This is a genomic window from Xanthomonas cucurbitae (assembly GCF_002939885.1).
Lineage (GTDB): Bacteria > Pseudomonadota > Gammaproteobacteria > Xanthomonadales > Xanthomonadaceae > Xanthomonas > Xanthomonas cucurbitae.
Map to the genome: position 1 here is coordinate 1 of NZ_MDED01000125.1, position 552 is coordinate 552.

A 552-nucleotide genomic window follows, 5' to 3' on the forward strand; every position below is an offset into this window, starting at 1 on the left:
CCCCACCTCCGTTGCCTTCAAGTGGGGCCATTGTCCAGCCGACCCGTCGCAAATCCTGCAACTACCGGCTGAGGAATGGGGCTAATCAGGTATACGGATGCAATCGTTGATCATCTTGACAATCTCAGTAAATCCCAAAACGGCCGCGCTGCCATACGCAACGACGCTGCTGCATTGAAGCTCGTCGCCGCGCAAGTCCACGACCTGCAGGACACCCTTAAGGTCGCCCTGATCAATGGCGACATGTTCGCAACGACTCCGGATCGCTTGACCAAGGCCGAGACCAACGCGCAAAACCGCAGCATCCTCTCCGAGTACGAGCAATACCGCACAGCCCACGCCGACCAGCTGAAGACGCTGCGCGCCATGAGCAACGTCGAATGCGAATGGGCCGCGATAACACACTCCGAGCAGCGGATCGCAAAGGTGATCGGTGACGCACGCACGACGGGCAAGAATTTGGTCGCTGTCCCGGATGAACGCGATGCCGTCATCCGCGAGATCGCCGGCCGCGAGGAATTTCGCATGGCCATCGCGCACGCCGAGGATGCC

The 552-nt window shown here is 60.1% G+C and carries 1 pseudogene; it reads left to right on the plus strand.

Annotation, left to right across the window (positions count from 1 at the left end):
• Positions 1-174: 174 nt before the first annotated feature.
• Positions 175-552, plus strand: a pseudogene (locus XcuCFBP2542_RS19025) (hypothetical protein); the annotation flags it as partial.